A 24,706-nucleotide genomic window follows, 5' to 3' on the forward strand; every position below is an offset into this window, starting at 1 on the left:
CTCCTGCCCTCCGATACGCGTCACGGTGCCACCCCCACGATCGACAGCCCTTCGGTCTCCGGCCAACCGAGCGCCAGGTTCATCGACTGCACCGCCGCGCCGGCCGTGCCCTTGACCAGATTGTCGATGGCGCACACCGCGACCAGGACGCCGGCGTCGGCATCAACGGCCACTGCCAGCTGCGCAGCGTTGCTACCGATCACCGCTCCGGTGCGGGGCAATTGCCCTTCGGGCAGCAGGTGGATGAACGGTTCCGCGTCGTAGGCCTTCTCATAGGCCGCGCGGATCTCCGACACCGGCGCATGAGTACGGGCAGTGCAGGTGGCCAGGATTCCGCGGGAGGTCGGGATCAACACCGGAGTGAAGGAAACGGTGACGTCGCGGTCGGTCACCGCCCGCAGACCCTGGGCGATCTCCGGGGTGTGTCGATGCGCACCGGCGATGTTGTAGGCGCGCGCCGAGCCGATGACCTCCGACCCAAGCAGGTCGACTTTCGCGGCACGACCCGCCCCGGAGGTACCGCTGACCGCCACCACGGTGACCGCCGGTTCGACCAGATCTTCGGCGACAGCAGGCAGCAGGGCCAACAGCGCGGCAGTCGGATAACAACCCGGCACGGCGATCCGGTTGGTACCCCGCAACCGGTCCCGCCCACCCGGCAGTTCCGGCAGCCCGTACGGCCAGCTGCCCGCATACTCCGAGCCGTAGAACCGCTGCCAGGCGTCGGCGTCCGTGAGCCGGAAGTCCGCGCCGCAGTCGACGATGAGCGTGTCCTCGCCGAGCTGCTCAGCCAGGGCAGCCGAGTGGCCGTGTGGCAGGCCCAGGAAGACCACGTCGTGGCCGGCCAGAATGTCGCGCTCGGTGGGCTCGAGCACCCTGTTGGCCAGCGGCAACAGGTGCGGGTGGTGCTCGGACAAGTGGGTGCCCGCACTGGCGGCGGCGGTCAGCGCGCCGATGGTCAGACGGCCGTCCGCGTACGCCGGATGTCCGAGCAACAGACGCAGGATCTCGCCACCGGCATAGCCGCTGGCACCGGCAATCGCCACCGAAGTCATGCCCGAATTCTGCATGGTTATGCACAAGTATGCAAATAGATTCCCGACTGCGTCGCCGAGATCGACGAATTGTTGCGATCCACTCGCACAATCCCTGCCAAATGTCGGTTTGGGCGGAAGAGGAATCAGGTCCTGAGCTCGGCGCCGACCCGCTCGGCGGCCGCGGCCACCGCGGCGTCGCGGGCGGCACTGGCCTCGTCTTCGGTCAGCGTCCGGTCCGGCGCCCGGAACCGCAGCGCCAGCGTCAGCGACTTGCGGTCCGCGCCGATCTGCGGACCGGTGTAGACGTCGAACAGCGACACATCCTCGAGCAGCTCCCCGGCGCCGGCGCGCACGGCGTCGATGACCGCCTGGGCAGCGACATCACCGGCGACCACGAGGCTGACATCCTGGAACACCGCCGGGAACGGCGACACCCGCGGGGCGGGCAACGTCTCGGTGATCGGCACGGCGTCCAGATCCAGCTCGAGAGCGCAGGTGCCCTTCGGCAGCCCGGAACGCTCGATGACCGCGGGGTGCAGCTGTCCGGCGTGCCCGACCACCCGCCCGTCAACCAGAACCTCCGCGCACCGGCCGGGATGCCACGGCAGGTACTGCGCCGCCCGCAGTGTCACACTGACACCGCAGGCGCGGGCGATGGTCCGCACGGCCTCGAAGGCGTCGGCGGCCTCCACCGCACGCCCGGGCCCCCAGGGCCCGCGCGGCTCGCGCAACCCGGTCAGCACCGCACCAACGTGAACCGGCTGGCTGGGCAGCGAGGCATCCAGCGCCGCGATCTCATCCTCACTCGGCCGGCGATGAGTCGGGATCAGCTCGACACCCGCGGTCTGATCGGTGGGGTACACCACCTGCGCGATGGAAAACAGGGCGACGTCTCCGAAGCCACGGGATACATTGCGGGACAACGCTTCCAGCAGCGCGGGCAGCAGGGTGGTGGCCAGGTGGGGCCGGTCTGCCTCCAGCGGGTTGAGCACCGTCGTGGTGACCCGCCGCGGATCACGGTCGGGCAGGCCCCACTGGTCGAAGATGCCGGCAGGCAGGAACGGGGTGGGCAGCACCTCGACGTAGCCCGACAAGCCCAACGACTTGCCGACCGCGCGGCGCCGCTTCTGTGCCGCGGTCAGGCCGCGACCCGACGGAGCGGTCGGCAGCACCGACGGGATCTTGTCGAGGCCTTCCAGCCGCAGCACCTCTTCGACCAGGTCGGCGGGCTGCACCAGGTCGGGCCGCCAACTCGGCGGAGTCACGACCAGAATCGCCGGGTCGTCACCGTCCTCGACCACCTCGGCGCCGATCTGGGTCAGCCGCTTGACGGTGGCACCGCCGTCGTACTCCACCCCGGCCAGTTGATCGGGTAGATCGAACCGCATCCGCACCGGCGGCGGTGACCAGTCGTCACGCGGCGGGTCACCGCGCCAGTCGGTGAGCGTGGGTTCGACGGTGCCGCCGGCGATCGAGCCCAGCAGCCGGGCGCACCGGTCCACTGCGGCCACCGAGATGGCGGGGTCGACGGAGCGTTCGTAGCGCCGGCCGGCCTCGCTGACCAGGTGCAGGCGGCGAATCGTGCGCGATACCGCGGCAGGATCCCACACCGCAGCCTCCAGCAGAATGTCGGTGGAGTCGTCGTCGATCTCGGTCGTGCCGGCACCCATGACGCCACCGATCGCCGCGGTCGCCACGTCGTCGACGATCAGCACATCGGCGGGGTCGAGCTTGCGTTCGATGCCGTCGAGGGTGACGACGGTCTCCCCGGGCTTCGCGAAGCGGACGACGAACTCACCGTTGATCCGGCTGCGGTCGTGCGCGTGCATCGGGTGCCCGAGTTCGAGCATCACGTAGTTGGTGACGTCGACGGCCGGCGAAATCGGCCGGATACCCGAGAGCATCAGCCGGCGGCGAAGCCACCACGGCGACAACGCGTTCGGATTGATGCCGGTGACCGGTCGCAACGCGAAACGGCTGACGCCGGTGCCGGATTCGACGGTGACCGGCAGTGCCACCCCGTCGGCGGGCAGCGGCGGGACGTCCGCGGGGTCGGCGTAGTCCAGGTCATAGGCACACGCGATCTCACGGGCGATACCGCGAACCGACATGCCGTAGCCACGGTCCGGGGTGACCGCAAGGTCGAAGATCACGTCGTCGAGACCGAGGATGGCGATACCGTCGGCGCCGGGTTCGGCGGTGTCCGGGGGCAGCACCAGGATCCCGGAATGATCTGTGCCCAAGCCCAATTCGGCCGTCGAGCAGATCATTCCGTCGGAGAGCCGGCCGTAGGTCTTACGGCTGGCGATGTGGAAGTCACCGGGAAGCGTGGTGCCCGGCAGCGCCACCACGACGAGGTCGCCAACCGCGAAGTTGCTTGCGCCGCAGACGATATCGCGGTCATCGTCCTCACCCACGTCGACTTTGCACGCCCGGATCGGCTTCTTGAACTCGGTGAGCTCCTCGATTGCGGTGACTCGACCGACAGTAAGCGGGCCGTTGACCGGCCCCAGAGTGATGATGTCCTCGACCTCGTGGCCGACGCGGATCAGCGCCTGCTCCAGGTCGTGGGGCGTGACATCCCAGTCGGGTGCGCCGCGCTGCACGACCTCGCGTAGCCAGCTGTAGGGAAGCCGCATCAGACGCCGACCCCGAACGGCAGCGAGAACCGGACATCGCCTTCGACCATGTCACGCATGTCAGGGATGCCGTTGCGAAATTGCAGGGTGCGCTCCAGCCCCATCCCGAATGCGAAGCCGGAGTAGACCTCGGGGTCGATTCCGGCGGCGCGCAACACGTTCGGATTGACCATGCCGCAGCCACCCCACTCGACCCAGCCGGGGCCACCTTTCTTGTTGGGGAACCAGATGTCCACCTCGGCGGACGGTTCGGTGAACGGGAAGAAGTGCGGCCGCATCCGGGTGCGGGCGCCCTCGCCGAACTCCGAGCGGGCGAACGCGTCGAGCGTGCCGCGCAGGTGAGCCATCGTCAGCCCGCGGTCCACCGCGAGGCCCTCGACCTGATGGAAGACCGGGGTGTGGGTGGAGTCGAGTTCGTCGGTGCGGAAGGTGCGCCCGATCGAGACGATGTAGACCGGCAGCTCGCGATCGAGCAGGGTGCGCACCTGCACCGGGGAGGTGTGCGTGCGCAGCAGCTGGCGCGATCCCTCCGGGGCGATGTGGAAGGTGTCGGACTCGCTGCGGGCCGGATGGTCGGGCGGAAAGTTCAGCGCGTCGAAGTTGAACTGCTCGGTCTCGACCTCCGGGCCTTCGGCCAGCTCCCAGCCCATCGCGATGAAGGTGTCGGCGATGTGCTCGGCCAGGATCGTGATCGGATGCCGCGCCCCGACGGGCTGCCGCGTCGAGGGCAGCGTGACGTCGATGGCCTCGGCGACCAGGACCGCCGCGTCGCGCTCGGCGCGCAGCACCGCCAGTCGCTCGTCGTAGCTGCGCTGCACGTCGCCCCGGGCGACGTTGACCAGCTTGCCGGCCTCGGCGCGGTCGGTTTTGGGCAGCGTGGCCAGTGCCTGGCGGGCCAGGGCGAGCGGCGCGCGGTCCCCGAGGTGATCAGTCTTGGCGCGGGCCAGCGCATCCAGGTCGGCCGCCTGCTCGAAGGCATGCCGGGCCGCGCTGACCGCCTCGGTCAGCGATTCCTGCGACAGGTCAACGGGTTGGGAACCCACGCGGCAAGACGCTCCTTTTGGCAGCTGGGGTTGGCTCCGCCACGGATGTGACGCAAGTGCCGATCATAGGTGATGCCACAATGACGCCTCGCAGGCATTTCACCCCAAGGAATCCCGATGCTCCGAGCTCTCGCCGTTGCGGCCGTATGGGTGGTCGCGCTGGCCGTCGCGGGACTGGCGTTCGTATTCGACCCGTGGTGGTGGCTGCTCGCGGCACCGGTGGCGGCAGCCGCGGCGCTGGGAACGTGGGACCTACTGCAGACCCGGCACACCCTGCTGCGGTCCTACCCGGTCATCGCACACGCGCGGTGGCTGGCCGAGGCGCTACGTCCGGAGATCCGGCAGTACTTCATCGAATCGAACACCGAGGCCAGCCCGTTCGACCGGGAGACCCGCGACATGGTCTACGAGCGGGCCAAGGCCACCAAGAGCGACGAACCGTTCGGCACCGAGCGTGACGTGAACGCGCTGGGCTACGAATTCCTGCGCCATTCGCTGCGCGCCCGGCTGGCCACCGACCTCGCGCCCAGGGTGCGGCTCGGCGGCCCCGACTGCTCCGCGCCGTACGACATTGCGTTGTTCAACGTCTCGGCGATGAGCTTCGGCGCGCTGTCGGGCAATGCGATCGAGGCACTCAACGGCGGCGCGGCCCGCGGCGGATTCGCCCACGACACCGGCGAGGGCGGGATCAGCCCCTACCACCTCAAGCACGGCGGCGACCTGATCTGGGAGATCGGCTCGGGATATTTCGGGTGCCGCGACGCGGGCGGGCACTTCGATGCGGGACTGTTCGAGGAGAAGGCCGCCTGGCCCACGGTCAAGGCCATCTCCATCAAGCTGTCCCAGGGCGCCAAGCCCGGCCTCGGCGGCGTACTGCCTGGCGCCAAGGTGAGCGCCGAGATCGCCGCGACTCGCGGTGTGCCGATCGGGCAGACGGTGGTGTCCCCGCCGTCCCACACCGCATTCCACACCCCGTTGGAGATGATGCATTTCATCGCGACGCTGCGCAGCCTGTCCGGCGGCAAGCCGATCGGGTTCAAGCTGTGCATCGGGGCGCGCACCGAGTTCTTGTCGATCTGCAAAGCCATGCTGCACACCGGCATCACGCCGGACTTCATCATCGTCGACGGCTCCGAGGGCGGAACCGGTGCGGCGCCACAGGAATTCGAAGACCACGTCGGCATGCCGCTGACCGAGGGCCTGATGCTGGTGCACAACGCGCTCGTCGGTAGCGGGCTGCGAAGGTCTATCAAGATCGGGGCGTCGGGCAAAGTGGCCAGCGGCGTCGATATTGTCAGCCGCATCTGCCAGGGCGCGGACTTCACGATGTCCGCGCGGGCAATGATGTTCGCGGTCGGCTGTATTCAGGCGATGAAGTGCAATACCAACAAGTGCCCGACCGGGGTGGCCACCCAGGACAGAGCTCGCGCCCGGGCGCTCTACGTTCCCGACAAGACCGAGCGGGTGGTCAACTTCCAACGGGCCACCGTGGCCAGCGCTGCCCAGATCGTTGCCTCGATGGGGCTAAACGGATTCGGCGATCTCGAGCCGTCGATGCTCAACCGCCGCATCGAGGGGCAGCGCACGCGCACCTACGCTGAGATCTACGACTGGCTGATGCCCGGGGAGCTTCTCGACGACCCGCCGGAGTCGTGGCGCTCGGACTGGATCGAAGCGTCCGCGGAGGAGTTCCGGTGAGCGGTGCCTGCCACCTTGCTTCATCCAATCCTCAAGCCGCGGAGTAATTTTCCCACCGACGACGGACCTCGTCGCGGAGATCAGCAGGCCCTGACATCGGACACCGCCCAGTCCACACATCTCACCTGGCCAAACACCGCTTGGTGCCTGGCTCGGTCCAGTACGATATCGATAAAGACCTGGGGGTCCTCATGTTTCATGTTCCGTTGACCGTCGCGGCAGTCGCCGTGTTGTCGGTATCGCTGGCACCGGTCGCCGCCGCCGACACCCTCGGGGCACAGTGCACCGACTGGATGAAGATTTCGGCCGATTCCACCACCGGCGCGAAGATGTTCTGCGCCGCGCCGCCAGGGACGGGCGAGGACGCCCTGACGTGGACTGCGTGGTCACAGGGGGCTTGGAGCGATGCTCCGCCCGTCGGTCCGGTCGGCAGCCCATGCTCGGGTCCGAACTACGCGTTCGGGCTATCTAGCGACGACTACGTCGTATGGTGCTACGCGGGTGGAAAGGTGCTGCTGCCGGGCGGTGACGGGTATGTCCCCGCCGCGTCATCATCGGTCTGGAGCCTGTACTCGCCGTGATGACACCGCGTCCGCACGGTCGCTAAGCCGGTCCGCCGTACTGCCACACGAGACTGTGGCTTCCGGTCATGGTCGGATTGCACCACATCGTCCGACCAGTGTCGTCCTGGCTGGTGGCGTGAAACTCCACGCACGGGTCACCGGGCGATGGCGCCTGGGCATTGGCGGAACCGCCCGCCACGACGAGAACGATCGGCATAACAGCCGTAACCAGGGTGACCCTGACGAACCAGAGTGTCTGCATAACCGACACCTCCTTGCGGTCTATCCGAAATCTTCAGCGCCCAGCTGTCACGGTAATCCGCGAACGACCGCCGAGCGCGAAGAACGTGCGAACCTGTGCGGGTAGCCCCCGCGACCCTGTCGACTATAGAAACCCGTCGAAGTGGGAAATGTGCCCTTCCGGGCGGCACGCTGACCGATACGTTGAAGGTCGCCGATGTGGTCGACGGAATCGATCTTTTGAATAGGTTCCGGTTGTATGTCGTGCAACCCCAGCGCGTCGAGGCCGACGCGGGTCAGTTCGGCGTTGTAGCGGACATAGGTGAACAACCGCGCGCCCGGTAGCGCATCCCCGTCAGCCATAAGATCACCAACCTCTTGATCCAACACCGAACCGTAACGGCAGCGCCCGAACACCCGGCAGAGCAGATCTTGTTGATGCAGGGCTGCCGACATCAGGGCTGCCGGCACTGAGGTCGCGTTGAACAGCAGATTCATGTCGTCGGGACGAAGGCTGTCGACAGCCTTGGGAGCTGTGCCGGTGCCGACCGACACCAACATCAACCGGTCCTCCCCGGTGGGCCAGCCCAGTCGGTAGACACCGAGGGTAGCCATCAGAAAAAGGTGAAAGGCCGGATTGTTGTACATGGTCAAACCACCATCGACGAAGACGAAATCGCTTGAGCCGACGCGGATTCTCTCGGGCGGGAAGTAGACCGGTGCCGCGGTGCTCGCCCGTACCAGCTGCCACAACGGCAGGCGCAGATTGCTGTTCTCAGCATCCGCATTGAACATTCCGCCCGGGTTGTTACTCAGCGGCCATGGTGAATCCGTTGTGGCGTTACGCAAAACCATCATCAACAACGTGTCCAGACGCTCATCGCCAAAGGTGATGTCGCCGAACGTCTCCTGTAGCAGCTCCTGCAGGCGTTCGCTGCTGTAACGCTGCTTGTACCACTGGGTGATGAATGCACGGTCAAACATCGGTTTGGCGTGGGTGCTGTAAAACTGACGAAGCTGCGCCACTGACATGCGACATGACAAACCTGCGGCGATGATCGCACCCGTGCTGGTTCCGGCGATGTAGTCGAAGTAATCGGCAAGGACGAAGTTGTGATCCCGAGATAGCCCCTCGCGCAGTTGCGCTTCGATCTCCGCGAGTATTTCCAGTGCGAGGACACCGCGAATGCCGCCACCGTCGATGGCGAGCATCTTTTTGGGGCCGTCCGCCCGCAGCCGATCACGGTAGCTCACCAGCCCGCCGTCCAGATCACAGCCTTCATGCCGTCAGCGGTTCGCGGCGTCGGGCGGTGTCGGAAGTCCGGGGCAGACCGGAATGTAGCCTATGGCAGATGAGACCCAGTCGTTCCATTCCCGATGGCTCATGTTCTGAGTGATCTTACGGCACAACAGTTCTGGCCAGATTGCCTGATCCGGAGTCGGCCATTCCAGTACGGTACCGTCGGAGCTGCCGGAGATGACACGCTGCCCATCGGGGCTGAACCCGACACTGGTTACCCCCTTGGTGTGGCCGTTGAGCGGTGCGCCGATCGCGTGGGGCGTGTCCGCCTCCCACAGTCGAAGTGTTTTGTCAGCGCTGCCCGAGATGATGCGGTGTCCGTCGGGGCTGAATGCCACCGCGGAGACCAGGTCGGTGTGGCCGGTCATCGGAAGTCCGATGGGTCCGCCGGTGTCGGCATCCCACAATCGCAAGGTTTGATCCCAGCTGCCCGAGACGATGCGGTGTCCGTCCGGGCTGAACCCGACAGCCGACACAACGTCGCTGTGGCCCGTCATCGGTTCCCCGATGGGTTTGCTGGTGTCGACGTCCCATTCGCGTACGGTCTTGTCGAAGCCGCCGGAGACTACGCGGTGCCCGTCCGGACTGAATGCCACGCTCCACACCAACTCGGCGTTGCCGGTCAAAGGTTGCCCAATCGGCTTTCCGGTGTCGGCGTTCCACACCCGCAGCGCGTTGTCCTCGACGCTCGCGGTCACGATACGGTGCCCGTCCGGGCTGAATGACGCCTTGATGACAATCGCATCCGGCGGGGTCATCGGCTTTCCAACGGGCTCGCCGCTATCTGAGTCCCACACTTGCAATGTGCCGATTTTGTCGACTGCGAGGACCCTGCGACCATCGGGGCTGAACGCCACCTTGGTGACCCCCACGGTCTGGCCCGGGAGCGGGGGGCCGATGGGCTGGCCGGTGGCTGCGTCTCGCATCTGCACCGTGTCGCCGGTCGCGGCGACGATACGACGTCCGTCGGGACTGAAGCCCACGCTCGATATCGGGCCCGCGCCAGTCACCAGCGCGGCGGTGGTGGAGTCCCACAGCCGCAAGGTTCGGTCGCCGCCGCCGGAGAAGATCCGCCGTCCGTCGGGGCTGAAGGTAACCGCTTGGACGTAAGCCGTGTGGCCAGTGAGCGGGGCGCCGATGCGCTGGCCGGTGTCGACATCCCATACGGTGACCGTGTGGTCAGCGCCGCCCGAAACGAGCCGGCGGCCGTCAGGGCTGAAGGCCACACCATTCCCCGAGCCGCTCATCGGCGACCCGACGGGCCGACCGGTGCCGGCATCCCATAACTGCAGGATGTCGTTTCGGGAGCTGGCCGATGCGATGCGGCGACCGTCGGGACTGAACGCCACGCTGGACACCTCGTCTCCGCAGTCGATCGGCACGCCAAGGGGTTGGCCGGTGTGGGTGTCCCACAGCCGCAGTGTGTGATCGGAACTGCCCGAAACGATGCGCTGCCCATCGGGACCGAACGCGACGCCGTTCACGGCACCGGTATGGCCGGTCATCGGCGGCCCCACGGGCTGGCCGGTGTCGGCGTCCCAGAGCCGCAGGGTCTGATCGGAACTGCCCGAGACGATTCGGCGCCCATCGGGACTGAACGCCACGCCGTTCACGGCACCGGTATGGCCGGTCATCGGCGGCCCCACGGGCTGGCCGGTGTCGGCGTCCCAGAGCCGCAGCGTGTAATCCCAGCTGCCCGAAACGATGCGACGCCCATCGGGACTGAACGCCACGCTGGTCACCGCGTCGGCGTGGCCGGTCATCGGCGGCCCCACCGGCTGGCCGGTGTCGGCGTCCCACCGCCGCAATGTCTTGTCGTTGCTCGCCGAAGCCATTCGCCGTCCGTCGGGGCTGAAAGCCACACTGTTCACAACGTCGCCGGTAGGGATGATCTTGAGTGTTTTCCGCAACCCGACCACGCCGGCAAACAGCGCGCCGGTGTCGGCAGCTGTCGGCGCGATTCGCGGCGCGGCGAGGATCTGCTGAAGCGCCCTCGCATCACCTCCGCCCTGAATGCCGGCCAGCATGGATTGCCCCTCGGAGGTCAGTTTGAGAGCGACCGCTTCGCGCGTGCGGGCGTCGGCCTGATACCGGGCCGTAGTTGCCTGGACGATCCCGACGACGGCAACGGCAGCACCGACAATGGCGATGATTGCTATCACGGCGGTCGCGGCGAGGACTCGGCGCAGTATGCGTGAGCGTTTCCGCAACACCACCGCGTGTGACTGCGCCTGCTCCTTCGCAGCGGTCTCGGCGGCCGCGAGTTTCTCCGCGGCATCGCGCCGGTCCTTCTCGGCCTGCAATTCGGCTTCCTGCTGACGCTTCTCGGCTTCGACCCGCGATTCCTCTCGCGCACGGGAGGCGCGCAGGAAGTCGCGGCAGGGTTGCACGCGATCTCGGAATCCAGGTGCGGCCGCCAAGATTTCGGCGTCCGCGAGCCGCGTACCTTGCAGCAGCCAGGCGTCGTCGCGTTGATTTCTCTCCCACGCAAGAGCACCACGCTCGATCGAGTCGGCATTCTTGAGATCCTCGCGTTGCTCAGCCAGCCATCGGGCCAACTCGTCCCACTGACGCAACAGGCTTTCCAACGCGACCTCGACGACCACCTCGCCGTCACGGGTGTCTTTGACCAGTAGCCGTTTGGCAACGAGCTTCTCGAGCAGCGGACGACTCTGCTCGGGCAGCTCGGTCCAGCGGGTGACCCGCCGCATCGGCTGGTCATTGTCGGGATTGATCGTGGCCAGCCACGGAATGAATGCCGCACGCAACTGTTGCAGCTGCAGTGCCCGCTGCTCGGCGCACTGACTCAACAAACTGTCAATTTCGGTGCGCACCACGGATTGGATGCCACCCATCGAAAGATATTCCGGCAGCGACAATGTGCCGTCGCTTCCGTAGTCTTCGTAGAGCCGGGCCAGCGTCAATGCCAGCAGCGGCAGCGTATCCGCACCCTCGGTGCAGTCGTCGAGCAATCGGTTGACCAGTTCGGGTTCTATCTGGACAGGTCGACCACCTTCGGTGGCGCGGACGGCTGGACCGGTGACTACGTCTTTGAACTGCGTACGCGGCATCGGTTTGAGTTCGTCAAACAACACGGTGCCCACCCCAGCCAGCTGCGGAGCAGTCTGCAACGCCTGGTAACGATCGGTCCGGATAGTGACGGCCAGTACCAGACCCAGCCGGTCCGACTGACCGTCGCCGCACGCAGCCAGGCCCGCAATCAGCTCCAGGAACGCCGCCGCCTCCCTGCCGGCATCGGCGCCGAACAGTTCCTCGGCTTGATCCAAGGGCAGCACAAGCGTCGGCAGCGGCATCTCGCCGGCCTCGGTCAACAACCGGGCGCTCGCCGCACGTTGTATCTCGAGGAGCCACTGCGCCAGCTGGGCCACCGAACCGCCCAAGCACGCCTGTTTGATCTCACCGAGCCCCGGTGCGCCCAAACCCAATCGGGTACGAGTGGCGTGAATGGCTCGGGCCAACCCGGTGTCCCCGGTGAGAGCGCTGCGTTGTGGTCGCACGATGTCAAGAACCATGAACTCACGGTCGTCGCGGCGCAGTCGCGGCAACAAACCCGCACGCAGGAACGACGACTTCCCGGTTCCTGATGGGCCGAGTACGACGAAGAGCGTCTCTAATCCGGATCTGCGCATCCCGCGCAGCGCATCCAGCCCTCGCAGGATCTGAGCGTCGCGGCCGAAGAATACCGCCGCGTCGACTTCTTCCAGCGGTTCCCATCCCCGATACGGTGCGCGCTCAGGATCATTGGGGGGCGGCCAGACGAATGACTCCGCGCCGATCCCGGCGCCGACGATGCCCTCCCGCAGCCGGTACAGGCCCTCGGACAAGAACTCGACCGGTGCAGCGTCATCACCAATGTCGATCAGGGTGGTCGGGCCGGGACCGATAAGGTCGATCTGCTGCCACTCCCGCGTGGGGTCATCACCGGTCAGCGCACCAATCCGAGCGGAAAAGACTTTCTTGTTCAAGTATTCGGCGAACCGATACTCCGTCTTGCACTCCGGGGAGGCCTCCCAGTCGGCTGACACAAGGCATATCACCGCCTCGCAGCGGGTGCTGGCCTGCCGCAACGCGTCCTTCCACCGCACGCCCGATCGAATCCCGCTGTCACGATCAAGGTCCAGGAAGATTTCGTTGGCCAACGGCGGCTCCTGACCGATCAGCCACTGCCGCAACGCGATCGCCTGCCGATTGTCCCGGCTGGAGTGACTCAGGAAGATCCGCGACATGCGATCACCGGGTCCTGTGCCCTACCAACATCTGCCACCCCGCGCCGCCAGCAGCCCTGGATCGGGTCAAAGAACCACACCCGTAGCAGAAAGCGTAGATCTGTCGGCCTCGCCCTCGGGGGCAAAATCGGGAATCCGCGGTCACGGCGGCAGTGGTCCCTCGTAGCGTTGCCGGAACTGAACGTCCGGAATCGGCCACAGCTCGCCGTTGCCACCTGTCACGATCCAATCGCCATCGGCAGCCGTCGCGGGCCCCTCGAGGGTCTCGATGGTCTCCCCGGCACGGGCAGGTCGAGCAGTAACGAAACCCGTTCTCCGCCAACGATTTCCGTCGACATATTCGTGGGTCGCGCGGAATATGTCGTCGTTGACCGACCAGGCGTTGCCTGCGCCATCCTGAACAGCCCAGTCACCGGCATCGCCGTTCATGATGTTGCCCGAGCTCGACGTCCAGGTCCATGCGTCGGTTTGTTGGGTGGCGGTGACGATGCCCGTCCGTCGATACCGCTGCCATAGCGGACGCGAGCGGTAACCCAGCTTCGCCAGTTCCACCAGGGTGTTGGCCAGGCTCCGGAGCGCAGTCTTCTTGAAGTGGGGGTTGTGTTCGGCGGCGTCCCAATCCAGTAGCTTGTCGTGGACTTTGTGCTCATCGTCGCGCACCGGCCCATAGCGCCACCCGTCGGCGCGGTAGAAGCGACACCAGTCAACATGCTCGGCGCGAGCCATCGCGACGGCGGTGCTGGCATCAAAGCCGAGCAAGCGCAGGGATTCGAGTGGCTCGGCCTGCCGGTACACCTCGGAGTCCAGAGGCGGCGCCCACTGGCCGGTGGCGGTGCTCCAGGTGTGGCCGCCAATCGATTCGACGATCCAGAGAATGTTGCGCACCTGGCGCCGGTTCGACTCGCGATAGAACTCGGCGAGTTGCGCCCACGGTTGGGTCGCGGGTGTTCGGTGGCCGTTCTCGGCGGCGAAGTCATCTGCGAAACGTTCGTGGATGAGCCTCGCGGCCCGCTCCCAGGCATCGTGGGCCATACCGGCCGGCAGATTCATCCCGAGGCCGAATGTGCGCAACCGACCCACGATCGGAGCCCGGTCGTCCTGGACCGTTGAGTATGGATCCCACGCGAAGATCAGCAACTCGGGAAAGCGTGCGGCCAGTCGGGTGCCTGTCATGGCGTCTGCCGCTGCCACGGTGTCGTCCACCACGATCACCGCGTGAGAACGCGGATCAGCATGGCTCTCGTTTATCAATTCGGCCACAACCCGCACTGACGGCCTCCTCGGCACCGCCTCGATGGCACAGGGGATCGACGCAAGACCGAGCTGATCTTGATGGAATTCGTGGTCCTGCAAGTAATCATCGGCGTTGTCCCCGACCAGGACCAGCGCCGGCAAGGCGGCATCCGTTGGGTCGGCGCGGTATGTGCGCTCCCGTTGACGTTGCGCCATATCGGCGCATAGTGCCAGGGTCAGCGGGGAGGTGCCGCAGACCACGACACGGGTCACCGTCGTATCCGCGGTGACGTTCTCGAGTAGCCGGCGCGCCGTTACGTCATACTTGCCCACTGCATCCGCCGCCCACCGGCTGTCCGATCCTCCGAACTGCTGGGCGCGCCAGGCCTCGGCCTGCCAAGGGTCATCGATCCGCACTATCAAAGGCACCCGGCGCTTTACGTTGACCGCTGGGATACAGCGATTGATCACGTCAAGGCACGACAGGTTCGCCATCGGGTCTGACGAGAGCAAATACAGTCGGTCCAGCTTGCGCCACAGTGACAACGCTTCCAACGTCTCCGGACGAGCGAAATCGACAACGACCACACGCGCACCCTGATGGCGAGCTTCCTGGACGGCGGGAAGATCAGGGCTCGCGGTGATCACCACGAGCCGGCTGTTCCTCTCCAGTGTGTTTCGCACCGCGCTGACCATCGAACGCGCATCGTCGTCAACGCCCACAACCACACTCATCGACCGGTCCATACGAATTCGAATCCGGTCGGCCTGGGACCGTAACAGGGCGATCACCACACCGCCGATGCCCACCGTGATCGCCGCGAGAGCAGACAACCGGGCGATCTCCAAGGCGATCGGAGTCGGTGCCGGGCACGTGTCGCCGCCGATCGACTGATCACCGACACCGCCCTTGAGCAGGCCGACGGTCCACATCAGCGGTGTGTAGAAATATGGATTCGCCCCCCCGTGGCAATTCCAGTAGGAGCTCAATCCCAACACGAAGTTCGCCACGGTCAAGCCCACGACAATTCGCAGAGTGACGTTTACGCCCTGCCCCTGTCGGCCGCCGACGACGTCGAGTGCACAAGCCACGGTGACTATCGCCACGACGATCGTGATCGCCAGCGACGACCCGGGCTCGCCGAGCCATCGCACAGCAACCGGCATGTGCTGATTGAGTCCGGGCCGCAAAGCTAACGCCGCAAGGTAGCAAACGACCAGAGCGACCAATACAAGCGATACCGCTCGAAGAGCCTTGAGGACGCTGCGCTTGCCTGGCCCCACCGCCGGACCCCATTTCACGTCGACGCACCGCATGTGGTTTCCCGAAGTGATTTCATCAGTTATGCGGTCGTTGCGCCGGAGGTTCGTTGGCGCCCGCTCGAAGCCGCTCACACGGCAACTGACGACCGCACTGCTCTGCGAGGTGCCTGACTGACGTCAGCGCGGCGGGGGCCGACAGTGTCGGCCTCAACGGGTTCGGCCCGGTTTAGGTGGCGGCCACCCGCGCCGTTACGCAGGTCGAAGTCCTGCGCACCGAGCGCCGGCGCGCGAGGTAGGCGGCTGTCAGCGCGCCCAGCACACCGAGCGTCGATGTCGTCAGGATCGACAGTCCGGTGTTGGCCATGATCAGGTAGCCGAACGCCGCCGCGACGGCGAGCAGCGCGTACCGCGCGGTGGTCCAGTGCGCGGGATGGCCGAATCGGGTGCCGACCACCATGCCGAGCACCAGTGCGACACCATGGCCGACGTTGGTGAAGTCGCCCCACGTACTGACCGCCGACCCGACCGCGACCGCCAGCCACCAGCCGGTCCAGGCTGCGCGCCACTGGCGTGGGATCGCCGCGGTGAGCGCGCCCAGGACACCGACCGCTCCGTAACTCATGCCGACATCGGTGACATTGACGATCGACCATGACGCCAAGCCGGCCGCCAGCGCGGCGACCAGCCCCGCGGCGACCAGCATTGTGGCGCCGACGTGACCGACGACGAACGCCAGCGCCATCCACCGGCTGCGCCACAGCAATTCGGCCAGGCCGAGAATCGCGAAGAGGCCGGGCAGCCACACATAGATCGGCCCGTTCTCGATGACGAATGCGCTGCCGATCAGCGTGCCGAGCCGCCCGTGTGCGAGATTGTGCAGATTGGTACTCGCGTGCAGGATCACCTGGTCACGTACATGGGGGCCGAGTGCCAGCAGCACGGCCGCCACCACCGCGAGTACGGCGGTGTAACCCAGAGTGACCCGAACGCGGACCAGCCGCGTCAGCAGTGAGAGAACCATCTCTATCCACTATGCCTGGGCTTCGAGATCCTCTCCATCGTCCTCGACTGGCAGGTCCCTGCGGGTTTTGAGGCGGTACATCACCAGATCGGTCGGCACGCCGCTGGCGCGCGGGGCAAACACCTGACGCCGCACCCGCTTGGCCGTGACCCCGAGCGCGTCGAGTTCCTCGGGGCCGATGGACTCCAGCGTTTCCCCCGAAACGACGAGGCCGCCGCGGGGCGCGCGGTCCATCACCCGGGCGGCGATGTTGACGTCGACACCGAGCCAGTCCGAGCCGATGCGTTGCGGGCGGCCGGTGTGGATACCAGCGCGCATCCGGGGCGTATAGCCGTCTACCTCGACTGTTCGGATTGCGTCGCGGGCGGCCATAGTGGCTCGCACCGCGGTCGCGGGGTCGGCGAACACGGCCATGATGCCGTCGCCCATGCGCTTGACGATGTGACCGCCGGCGTCGAGCAGGGGTGGCTCGACGACCTGGGCGACGCGACGCAGCAGCCGCAGCGTGGCGTCGTCACCGGCCTGCAGCGACCAACTGGAGAACCCGACCAGGTCGGTGAAGACCAGAGTGACTTCCGGGTTGGCCGGCCGCCCGGCGACACGTTCGGTGAGCGCTTGCCAGACCTGAAGTGTGGCCAAACTCACTTCGCGGGTGGCGGCCTCTCGGTCGCGCAGCAGACGGTCGGCGGCCCGCGCGGCGGCACGGGCACCGCCGTCGCCGGCCGCGGACAGCGGATCGCCGAAGTCCGGATCGCCGGGCAGCAGGCGCCGGGCCCGGCGAACCAGGGCGATGAGTCCGGGATTGTGGTTGGTGTTGTGCCACCACGCCCCGGGCCCACGCCCGGGCCGCATCCGTTGGTCGACGTCAACATCTGGATCGGGTTGATCGCCGAACGGCTCGACGTCCACAAGATCAAGCCTAGGCAACGCTTTTCGGGCCAGCCAAGCTGGTGTGACACGGTCGACGTATCGCTATGCCAAACGACTGGTCACAGCTTCGTAGCCGCCGTAGACAACGCTTGTTGTCAGCCCTATCGTTAGGCGATGAGGTCAACGACGACCACACGCACCGCCGAGCCGCTCGGGCCGGACTCTCTGACCTGGAAGTACTTCGGCGATCTGCGCACCGGGATGCTCGGGGTATGGATCGGCTCGCTGCAGAACATGTACCCGCAGCTGGGCGCCGGGGTGGAAGAGCATTCGATTCTGCACCGGGAGCCGCTTCAGCGGGTCGCGCGATCGGTGTACCCGATCATGGGCGTGGTGTATGACGGCGAGCGCGCCCGTCAGACGGGCGAACAGATCAAGGGATTCCACCGCGAGATCAAGGGCGTCGACACCGCGGGCCGGCGCTACCACGCACTCGACCCCGAAACGTTCTACTGGGCGCACGCCACATTTTTCATGTTGATCCTCAAGGTCGCCGAATACTTCTGCGGCGGGCTGACCGAAGCCGAGAAGCGCCAGCTGTTCGACGAACACGTGCAGTGGTACGCGATGTACGGAATGAGCATGAAGCCCGTCCCGGAGACCTGGGAAGACTTCTGTGAATACTGGGATCGGGTGTGCCGCGACGAATTGGAGATCAACCGGGCCACGCGCGAGATCTTCGATATCCGGATTCCGAAGCCGAAGTTCGTCTTGATGCCAACGCCGGTGTGGGACCAGCTCTTCAAGCCGATGGTGGGCGCACAGCGCTGGATCGCCGCCGGCCTGTTCGACCCGGCGGTCCGGGAGAAGGCCGGGATGAGGTGGACGCCCGGCGACGAGGTGGTGCTGCGGTTGTTCGGCAAGGCCGTCGAACTCGCGTTCTGGGCGGTACCCGACGAGATCCGGCTGCACCCGCGGGCGTTGTCGGCGTATCGACGGGCGTCGGGACAGATTCCGGCCGACGCGCCGCTGGTCGAGGCGCCCGGTTTCATGGCACCCCCTAAAGACCGCCGTGGGCTGCCCATGCACTATGTCCCTCGAACCAAGAGCCTCGTCGCGCGTGCGGGGTCGCTGGTCCACACGACGTTCTCACTTGCCGGTTTGCGGCCCGCCCGAGGACGTTCCGCCGCCGCCTGAACCGGAGAACCCATGATCGAATGGTCCGACGTCGATATCGCCGTGCGCGACGCCGTCCGTGAGTTCGTCGACAAAGAGGTGCGCCCGCACCTGGACGAACTGGAGAGCGGCGATATGGAGCCCTACCCCATCATCCGGAAACTGTTCGCCACCTTCGGTATCGCAGAGATGGCGCGGGAGTCACTGGACAGGCGACTCGACCGGCTGCGGGCCGGCACCGAGTCGAAGTCCGGCGGCGGCGGTGGCATGTTCGGCGACGGTGGCTCGGCCGGAATGGGTTTCGTCCTGATCAGTGAGCTATGCCGGGTCAGCATGGGTCTGGTCACCGGAATGGGTGTCAGCCTGGGGCTGACGGTGCCGACGATTCAAAGTCGAGGCACGCTGGCCCAGCAGGAACGCTGGCTACCGGAGCTGGTGACCTACGACAAGATCGGCGCGTGGGCAATCACCGAGCCGGATTCGGGTTCGGATGCGTTCGGCGGCATGAAGTCCTACGTGGTTCGTGACGGTGACGACTACATCCTCAACGGGCAGAAGACATTCATCACCAATGGGCCCGATGCCGACGTGGTGGTGGTGTACGCCAAGTTGGACGAGGGTGATGGCGCTGACAAGCGCGACCGCAAGGTGCTGACATTCGTGCTGGACCGCGGAATGGAGGGCTTTGTTCAGGCGAAGCCGTTCCGCAAGATGGGCATCCACAGTTCGCGCACCGGTGAGTTGTTCTTCAACAACGTCCGCCTTGGCCGCGACCGGTTGCTCGGCGAGACCGAGGAGAACAAGTCCGGAGACGGCCGCGACAGCGCCCGGTCGAGTTTCGCCGCGGAGCGGATCGGCGTGGTGTCGATGGCGCTCGGCGTGATCGAGGAATGCCTGCGGTTGTGCACGGACTACGCCAAGACGCGCACGTTGTGGGGCAAGGAGATCGGTCAGTTCCAGTTGATCCAGCTCAAGCTGGCCAACATGGAGGTGGCCCGGATGAACGTGCGCAACATGCTGTTCCGGGTGATCGAATGCGGGCAGAGCGGCACACCGATATCGCTGGCCGAAGCGTCAGCCATGAAGTATTACTGCTCGCAGGCCGCAACCGATGTCGCGATGGAAGCCATCCAGTTGTTCGGCGGCAACGGGTACATGACCGAGTACCGCGTGGAACAACTTGCCCGCGATGCGAAGTCGCTGATGATCTACGCCGGCAGTAACGAGGTACAGATCACCCACGTGGCCAAGGGGTTGCTCGGGGCGTGAGCTCCGAACCGGGTTCGCCAGTGTGCGGTTTCGTACGCCTGACGCGGCGTGTCGCGTACGAAATCGCACATTCGCGGCAGTGCCGTCATGAAGTACCGAGCGCACGAACCAGCGCCCGATGCACCGCGCTGCGTCCGAGCGGGACCTTGAAGCCGTTCTGACTCAGCGGCCGGGCACCCGCCATCGCCTGCTGGGCGGCTGCGCGCAGTACCGCATCCTCGGGCCGCCGACCCCTCAACGCAGCTTCGGCCGCAGGTACCCGCCACGGCCGCGGAGCGACACCGCCCAGCGCTATCGCTGCCGACGCGATCACGCCATCAATCAGCTCGACACCAACAGCCGCCGACACCAGCGCAAAGGCATAGCTGTGCCGATCACGCAGCTTGAGGTACCACGAGTGCGCCGCAAATGCCGACGGGGGCAGCTCGACAACAGTGATGAGTTCCGCTGTCTGCAGGCAGTTTTCGCGATCCGGGGCATCTCCGGGCAGCGTGAAGAAGTCGGCGATCGGGATCGCGCGGGTTCCGTCGGGGCCCTGCACATGCACGACGGCATCGAGAACGGCCAGCGCCACGGCCATGTCGGAGGGATTGGTGGCCACGCACTGCTCACTTCCGCCGAACACTGCATGCTCGCGGTTGAACCCGTCGAGCGCGGCACAACCCGAGCCGGCTACCCGTTTGTTGCAGCGGTCGAACTCGGTTTGCATGAAGTAGGGGCACCGGGTTCGTTGGAGCAGATTGCCACCCACTGTCGCCATGTTCCGCAGTTGCGTGGTGGCGCCGCTCAGAATCGCGTGCGACAGCACCGGGTACTGGCGGCGAATCAACGGATGGTTGGCCAGCACGCTGTTGGTGACGCCGGCACCGATGCGCACACCGCCGATGTCGGTACTCAGTACCGAGGTCAGCCCAAGGCGTCGAACGTCGACGAGCGCTGGTGGTTGCAGCACACCATTTTTCATGAGATCGACGAGGTTCGTGCCACCGGCCAGGTACGTGCCGCCGGTCTCGACGACGGAGCGGATCGCGTCGTCCACCGACACCGCATGCCGGAAGTCGAAAGTCTTCACTGCGACGGCGCCTTCGCGGCCGCCGCGACGGCGTCGACAATGTTCGAGTAGGCGCCGCACCGGCAAATGTTGCCCGCCATTCGCTCTCGGATCTCGGGCTCGCTCAATACCGGGTGGCCCCCGAGCGCGGCGTCGCGATCACCGTCGAACGATGCCGCCGACAGATCCCCGCGGGCGTGCTCGCGAAGCATGGCATGTGCCGACGAGATCTGGCCCGGAGTGCAATAGCCGCACTGGAAGCCGTCGTGGTGCAGGAAGGCCTCCTGCACCGGATCCAGGGCGTCACTGCCACCGATCCCTTCGATTGTCGTCACCGCCGACCCGTCGACCGACACGGCCAGCGCAAGACAGCTGACGATCCGCTCGCCCTCGACGGCCACCGTGCAGGCGCCGCACAAGCCGTGATCGCACCCTTTCTTGGTACCGGTCATCCCGAGGCGCTCACGCAACAGGTCCAACAGGGTGGTCCGGACATCGACCGCGATCTCATGGAGCGCCCCGTTGACGCGGAGGGCGATCTCGTATTCGGATGCCATCAGCTCCCCTGACTCGCGGTGTCATGAATCATCAACTGCTCCACTGCGATCGGCAGGTCGCGGATCCTGCGGCCGGTGGCATGGAAGATCGCGTTGGCCACCGCCGCGGCGACGCCGCAGGCGCCGATCTCACCGATGCCGCGCACGCCGATCGGGTCAAGACCGAAGTCGGGTTCGTCGATGAACGTGATGTCGAAGTCGGGGCGGTCCGCATGAGTCGGAACGTAGTACTCACCGATGAGTTGCGAGGTTCGGGCGTCGTACGGCACCTGTTCCAGCAGTGCCATGCCCACGCCGAACGTGATGCCTCCCATCACCTGGTTGCGGGCCAGCGCGGGGTTGAGGACTCGTCCGCAGTCCATCACCGCAACCCAGCGGGTCACCGTCGCCCGCCCGATCTCTTCGTCGACCTCGACTTCGCAGAAGTGCGCGCCGAACGACTGCGATACGCTGTCGCGCTGCTGACCACCGTCGACCGAGACCGTGAAACTCAAGTCGTCGAGGTAACGCTGGCCGCCGTGCGCGATCACCTCGGCGACCGCGACCCGGTGGCCTGCAGACACGACATCGCCATCGATGAACCGGATGTCGCCTGCGCCGTGAAACGGGGTGCTCGCATCGCCTTTGAGCAACACGCGTAAGCGGTCGCTCCATTGGGTGGCGGCGGTATGGACGGCCGAGCCGACCGTGGCCGTCGTCTGCGACGCGCCGCTGTAGGGGGCATCCGGGAACAGCGAATCACCGGAATCGAACGTCACGGACGGCAACGGCAAGCCCGTGGCGTCCGCGGCGACCTGACACATCGCCGTGCGCACCCCGGTGCCGATCTCGTGGGTGGCCGAGGTGAACCGCACCGAACCATCAGCGGCAGTGGTCACGCTGCACGACGCGGGCATCCGGCGACCGGGATACGTCGCGGTGGCCATCCCCCAGCCGAGTTGCATTCCGTTGTCCGACAACGATCGCGGCTCCAGAGGGCGCTTATCCCAGCCGAACTGCCGCGCCCCGGACTCGTAACAGTCCAGGAGATGCTTGCCCGACCATGGTTTGCCGCTGGCCTGGTCGGCGTCGGCGTGGTTACGGATCCGCAGTGCCAACGGGTCCATACCGAGGTCGACGGCGAGTTCGTCCATCGCGGATTCCAGCGCGAACAGACCCGGCGCCTCCCCCGGTCCTCGCATGAAACATGGTGTGGGAGCGTTGATTCGCGCAGTGCGGTGGGACACCACCAGACGCGGCGTCTGGTAGAGGATGCGGCTGGACAGCCCGGCGGGCTCGCAGAAGTGAGCCACCGTCGACGTCTCGGTGACGGTGTGATGCTCAACGCTGCGGAGCGCACCGTCATCGTCTGCGATCAGACGGATCTGCTGGCGGGTCCGAGGCCGATGCCCTGTCGAGGAGAACATCTGGTTGCGGGTGAGGACGAGTTTGACCGGACGCCCGATCTCCCGCGCGGCGACCGCGCACAACACCACATGCATCCACAGAAAGCTCTTCGACCCGAACGCGCCACCGACCAGGGGTGCGATCACCCGGACGTGAGGTTCCGGGATGCCCAGGTAGGCGGCCAGCGCCGCACGTTCACCGGTAATCCAACGAGTCGCGTCATGCACGGTGAGAAGATCACCGTCCCACGCCGCGATGGTGGCCGAGAGTTCGATCGGATAGTGCGCGTTGAGCGGTGTCGTGTAACTGACATCGACGCGTGCCGCGCCGAGCGGTTCGTCACGCGGCCCGCGATGGTCTTGCAGCTTCTCCTCGTCCAGCTTCACGAAGTGATCCGGAAGGTAACTGCCGTAACGGATCTGGCCATCCTTCTCATCCGGTGGCGAGGTGGCGCCGAGCACCTCGTCGATGCCCAATGCGGCCGGTTGCACCTCGTAACGCAGGTCGAACAACGACGCCGCATGGGTGGCGTTCTCCGGCGAATCGGCCACCACTACGGCCATGTGTTGGCCGACGTGCTGAACCGTCAGATCCGACAGCGGTGGCCGGCGCTCCATCGGCAGGTCGAACGTGACGTCATCCGGTAGCCGATGCAGGACGGGGCAATTCAACGGGGTCACCACATGCAGAACGCCGGGGGCCGCGGCGGCACGAGCGCTACCGTCGCGCAGTGATTCGACGGTCACGATGCCGTGGGCGATCTCGGACTGCACGACGCTGGCATAGGCCAACCCGTCCACTACGGTGTCGGCGGTGTAGCGGGCTCGACCGGTCACTTTGTCCCGGCCCTCTATCCTGGTGACCGGTAATCCGATGTGCCGAGCCGAACTCATTCCGCCATTGTGCACGAGCTGCCGCCAGCACGCTGGACACGCGCGCTTTGATACAGGCAAATAGCCGCAGCGGCAGCGACATTCAGGCTCTCCGCGCCGCCGCTCATCGGGATTGTCACCCGGTGGTCGGCCAGCGCGGCAATCTCAACGGACAGCCCCTGCGCCTCTGGGCCGAACACCCAGGCGGTCGGCGCAGCCAGCACCTCGTCGGCGTCGTCGAGGCTCAACTCGCCGTCCAACGTCGTCGCCAGCACCTGCAGGCCGGCGCCACGCAGCCCCGCCAACACGTCAGCGGTCTCAATGGCGCTCACCACCGGCACCGCGAAGATGCTGCCCGCCGAGGACCGTAAGACCTTGCCGTTATAGGGATCCACACTGTGCCCGGCGAACACCACCGCCGCGGCTCCCATCGCGTCGGCCAACCGGATCAGGGTCCCGGCGTTACCCGGCTCCGACAGTTCGACCGCCACCACCACCAACTGTGGCCGTCCGGCCAGCGCCGCATCGATATCGTCGTCGGGCGTCGTACACACCGCGACCAGCCCCGAGGGCGTCACCGTCTCCGAGAGCGCCTTGGCCGCCCGCTCGGTGACCCGGTGGACAACCAACCCGGTAAGCATCTGGGCATGGCGCTGCGCGGCCGCTTCGGTGGCGAAGACCTCGATCACCAGTCCACGGCGGCCCGCGGCCTCGACCAGATTCGGACCCTCGGCCAAAAAGCGCCCAACACGACGACGCCCGGTGTGGCGCTGCAATTTAACTGCAGCCGCCACCCGGGCGGATCGTTCAGTGAGTGCCTCTGACTCCGAAATGTCAGGCGGCTTCACCGGAGGGAGCGTTGACATCCTCCGGCAGCGCCTTCTTGGCGACCTCGACCAGCGCGGTGAACGCGGCCGGATCACTGACGGCGATCTCGGCGAGGTTCTTGCGATCGACCTCGACGCCGGCGGCCTTCAGGCCCTGGATCAGACGGTTGTAGGTGATGTCGTTGGCGCGGGCCGCCGCGTTGATGCGGGAGATCCACAGCTTGCGGAACTCACCCTTGCGGGCACGACGGTCCCGGTAGGCGTAGGTCAGCGAATGCAGCTGTTGCTCTTTGGCCTTGCGGTAGAGCCGCGAGCGCTGGCCGCGGTAGCCCTTCGACGCCTTCAGTACTGTGCGCCGCTTCTTTTGGGCATTGAGTGCGCGCTTCACGCGTGCCATTGCGGTGTTCCTATTCT

17 protein-coding genes are annotated in these 24,706 nt (G+C 66.2%); 4 read left to right on the forward strand and 13 right to left on the reverse strand.

Translation table 11 applies throughout. The features are described from left to right. Window positions 1-20: 20 nt before the first annotated feature. The 3 genes from argC to pheS all read right to left on the reverse strand — a co-directional run bounded on the left by argC (window position 21) and on the right by pheS (window position 4,719). A complete protein-coding gene (gene argC / locus AB431_RS17885) occupies window positions 21-1,055 on the reverse strand; it encodes an N-acetyl-gamma-glutamyl-phosphate reductase (protein ID WP_369802917.1) in 1,035 nt (344 codons plus the stop codon). Window positions 1,056-1,180: 125 nt separating this feature from the next. Continuing rightward, window positions 1,181-3,676 carry a phenylalanine--tRNA ligase subunit beta gene (pheT, locus tag AB431_RS17890; protein WP_047331066.1) on the reverse strand — a complete coding sequence of 832 codons (2,496 nt, stop codon included), beginning with the start codon at window positions 3,674-3,676 and terminating at the stop codon, window positions 1,181-1,183. Then, window positions 3,676-4,719 (reverse strand): phenylalanine--tRNA ligase subunit alpha, encoded by a 1,044-nt coding sequence (pheS, locus tag AB431_RS17895; protein ID WP_047331067.1) that lies wholly within the window; start codon window positions 4,717-4,719, stop codon window positions 3,676-3,678. The genes pheT and pheS overlap by 1 nt, the downstream gene beginning before the upstream one ends. 117 nt (window positions 4,720-4,836) lie before the next feature. On the opposite strand from pheS, the gene AB431_RS17900 reads away from it, so the two are divergent. Next, the gene (locus AB431_RS17900) at window positions 4,837-6,417 is read left to right on the forward strand and encodes an FMN-binding glutamate synthase family protein (RefSeq protein WP_047331068.1); all 1,581 of its coding nucleotides are present in this window, start codon (window positions 4,837-4,839) and stop codon (window positions 6,415-6,417) included. Between the two features lie 206 nt (window positions 6,418-6,623). After that, window positions 6,624-6,998: a hypothetical protein gene (locus AB431_RS17905; RefSeq protein WP_144418294.1), complete on the forward strand. Its 375-nt coding sequence runs from the start codon at window positions 6,624-6,626 to the stop codon at window positions 6,996-6,998. A gap of 291 nt (window positions 6,999-7,289) precedes the next feature. Here the strand turns inward: AB431_RS17905 and AB431_RS17910 are convergent, their stop codons facing one another. The 5 genes from AB431_RS17910 to AB431_RS17930 form a co-directional block, all read right to left on the reverse strand. Next, complete coding sequence (locus tag AB431_RS17910; protein WP_200902653.1) at window positions 7,290-8,474, reverse strand: patatin-like phospholipase family protein; 1,185 nt, start codon at window positions 8,472-8,474, stop codon at window positions 7,290-7,292. A gap of 33 nt (window positions 8,475-8,507) precedes the next feature. Continuing rightward, complete coding sequence (locus AB431_RS17915) at window positions 8,508-12,767, reverse strand: TIR domain-containing protein (RefSeq protein WP_047331070.1); 4,260 nt, start codon at window positions 12,765-12,767, stop codon at window positions 8,508-8,510. Window positions 12,768-12,908: 141 nt separating this feature from the next. Beyond that, entirely contained in the window at window positions 12,909-15,167 is a 2,259-nt protein-coding gene (locus tag AB431_RS17920; RefSeq protein WP_235435703.1) for a hypothetical protein, read from the reverse strand. A 322-nt stretch (window positions 15,168-15,489) separates the two neighbouring features. Further along, window positions 15,490-16,284, reverse strand: coding sequence for a rhomboid-like protein (locus AB431_RS17925; protein WP_047331072.1), 795 nt, complete (start codon window positions 16,282-16,284; stop codon window positions 15,490-15,492). Between the two features lie 9 nt (window positions 16,285-16,293). Beyond that, window positions 16,294-17,136, reverse strand: coding sequence for an adenylate/guanylate cyclase domain-containing protein (locus tag AB431_RS17930; protein ID WP_082135911.1), 843 nt, complete (start codon window positions 17,134-17,136; stop codon window positions 16,294-16,296). Between the two features lie 192 nt (window positions 17,137-17,328). On the opposite strand from AB431_RS17930, the gene AB431_RS17935 reads away from it, so the two are divergent. Together AB431_RS17935 and AB431_RS17940 are read left to right on the forward strand one after the other, a co-directional pair. Further along, window positions 17,329-18,351, forward strand: a complete 1,023-nt coding sequence (locus tag AB431_RS17935; protein ID WP_047331074.1) for an oxygenase MpaB family protein — start codon at window positions 17,329-17,331, stop codon at window positions 18,349-18,351. Window positions 18,352-18,363: 12 nt separating this feature from the next. Further along, window positions 18,364-19,599, forward strand: a complete 1,236-nt coding sequence (locus tag AB431_RS17940; protein ID WP_047331075.1) for an acyl-CoA dehydrogenase family protein — start codon at window positions 18,364-18,366, stop codon at window positions 19,597-19,599. Window positions 19,600-19,684: 85 nt separating this feature from the next. Here AB431_RS17940 and AB431_RS17945 read toward each other — a convergent pair whose 3' ends face one another. The 5 genes from AB431_RS17945 to rplT are packed head-to-tail and all read right to left on the reverse strand — an operon-like array spanning window position 19,685 to window position 24,689. Further along, window positions 19,685-20,671 (reverse strand): xanthine dehydrogenase family protein subunit M, encoded by a 987-nt coding sequence (locus AB431_RS17945; protein WP_047331076.1) that lies wholly within the window; start codon window positions 20,669-20,671, stop codon window positions 19,685-19,687. Continuing rightward, on the reverse strand, window positions 20,668-21,207 hold the full coding sequence (locus tag AB431_RS17950; protein ID WP_047331077.1) for a (2Fe-2S)-binding protein: 540 nt from the start codon (window positions 21,205-21,207) through the stop codon (window positions 20,668-20,670). Before AB431_RS17950 ends, AB431_RS17945 begins: the two co-directional genes overlap by 4 nt. Then, entirely contained in the window at window positions 21,207-23,486 is a 2,280-nt protein-coding gene (locus AB431_RS17955; protein WP_047331078.1) for a xanthine dehydrogenase family protein molybdopterin-binding subunit, read from the reverse strand. The genes AB431_RS17950 and AB431_RS17955 overlap by 1 nt, the downstream gene beginning before the upstream one ends. After that, window positions 23,483-24,331 (reverse strand): RNA methyltransferase, encoded by an 849-nt coding sequence (locus tag AB431_RS17960; protein ID WP_082135722.1) that lies wholly within the window; start codon window positions 24,329-24,331, stop codon window positions 23,483-23,485. Before AB431_RS17960 ends, AB431_RS17955 begins: the two co-directional genes overlap by 4 nt. Then, a complete protein-coding gene (rplT, locus tag AB431_RS17965) occupies window positions 24,300-24,689 on the reverse strand; it encodes a 50S ribosomal protein L20 (RefSeq protein WP_047331079.1) in 390 nt (129 codons plus the stop codon). Before rplT ends, AB431_RS17960 begins: the two co-directional genes overlap by 32 nt. Window positions 24,690-24,706: the final 17 nt, after the last annotated feature.

The sequence above is a fragment of the Mycobacterium sp. EPa45 genome (genome assembly GCF_001021385.1).
Classification (GTDB): Bacteria; Actinomycetota; Actinomycetes; order Mycobacteriales; family Mycobacteriaceae; genus Mycobacterium.

Excerpts from the sequence above, each read along its gene's own strand:
- AB431_RS17950 (WP_047331077.1), bottom strand. The coding sequence starts at position 21,207 with ATGGCATCCGAATACGAGATCGCCCTCCGCGTCAACGGGGCGCTCCAT.
- argC (WP_369802917.1), bottom strand. The coding sequence starts at position 1,055 with ATGACTTCGGTGGCGATTGCCGGTGCCAGCGGCTATGCCGGTGGCGAG.
- AB431_RS17955 (WP_047331078.1), bottom strand. The coding sequence starts at position 23,486 with ATGAGTTCGGCTCGGCACATCGGATTACCGGTCACCAGGATAGAGGGC.
- AB431_RS17935 (WP_047331074.1), top strand. The coding sequence starts at position 17,329 with ATGAGGTCAACGACGACCACACGCACCGCCGAGCCGCTCGGGCCGGAC.
- AB431_RS17960 (WP_082135722.1), bottom strand. The coding sequence starts at position 24,331 with ATGTCAACGCTCCCTCCGGTGAAGCCGCCTGACATTTCGGAGTCAGAG.
- AB431_RS17940 (WP_047331075.1), top strand. The coding sequence starts at position 18,364 with ATGATCGAATGGTCCGACGTCGATATCGCCGTGCGCGACGCCGTCCGT.
- AB431_RS17930 (WP_082135911.1), bottom strand. The coding sequence starts at position 17,136 with ATGCGGCCCGGGCGTGGGCCCGGGGCGTGGTGGCACAACACCAACCAC.
- AB431_RS17920 (WP_235435703.1), bottom strand. The coding sequence starts at position 15,167 with ATGCCGGTTGCTGTGCGATGGCTCGGCGAGCCCGGGTCGTCGCTGGCG.
- AB431_RS17925 (WP_047331072.1), bottom strand. The coding sequence starts at position 16,284 with ATGGTTCTCTCACTGCTGACGCGGCTGGTCCGCGTTCGGGTCACTCTG.
- pheT (WP_047331066.1), bottom strand. The coding sequence starts at position 3,676 with ATGCGGCTTCCCTACAGCTGGCTACGCGAGGTCGTGCAGCGCGGCGCA.
- AB431_RS17915 (WP_047331070.1), bottom strand. The coding sequence starts at position 12,767 with ATGTCGCGGATCTTCCTGAGTCACTCCAGCCGGGACAATCGGCAGGCG.
- rplT (WP_047331079.1), bottom strand. The coding sequence starts at position 24,689 with ATGGCACGCGTGAAGCGCGCACTCAATGCCCAAAAGAAGCGGCGCACA.
- AB431_RS17900 (WP_047331068.1), top strand. The coding sequence starts at position 4,837 with ATGCTCCGAGCTCTCGCCGTTGCGGCCGTATGGGTGGTCGCGCTGGCC.